At 75.1% G+C, this 559-nt stretch carries 1 protein-coding gene; it reads left to right on the top strand.

The features are described 5' to 3' along the window. On the top strand, positions 1–559 hold a 559-nt coding region (locus KUM32_RS40735), incomplete at both ends, for an AMP-binding protein (protein ID WP_217146711.1).

Genomic DNA, 559 nt, shown 5'->3' with positions numbered 1-559 from the left:
ACCTGGACCAGCCCCTAGACCTGTTCCCGGAAGCCGGGGACGCGCTGAACTTCGCGACGTTCGCGGAGCTGGTGGAGCGCGCCGCCGCGCTGCTGCTCGGCGCCGGCGTGCTGCCGGGAAACCGGGTGCTCGTCGTCAAGCGGGCCAACTTCGACGTCATCCTGCTGGCCTTCGCCTGCGCCCGGATGGGCGCGGTGCCGATCCTCACCCACCCCGACGTCGGGCCGACCTCGCTCGGCCTGCACGTGCGGCGCGGCGAGCCGGCCGCGATCGTCACCGACGCGGACACCGAGTCCGCGGGCGCGCTCGACGAGGTGGGCGCGGCGCTGCCGCCGCGGCTCTACGTCGGCAAGCCCGGCCGGCACGGCGAGGCGCTCCAGGACCAGCCGCCCGGCGAGCTGCCGCACTCGATCGTGCCGCCGCGCGACGCGCCGCAACTGGTCACGCACAGCTCGGGCACCACCGGCGTGCCCAAGCTGGTGCTGCACACCGTGGAGAGCTTCGCCGGGCACGCCAAGCCGCAGGTCAACTTCCTGCGCGGGGTGCGGCTGCGGCAGCC

The sequence above is a fragment of the Streptomyces sp. AC627_RSS907 genome (assembly GCF_019049165.1).
This window is presented reverse-complemented; position numbering and strand designations above follow the sequence as displayed.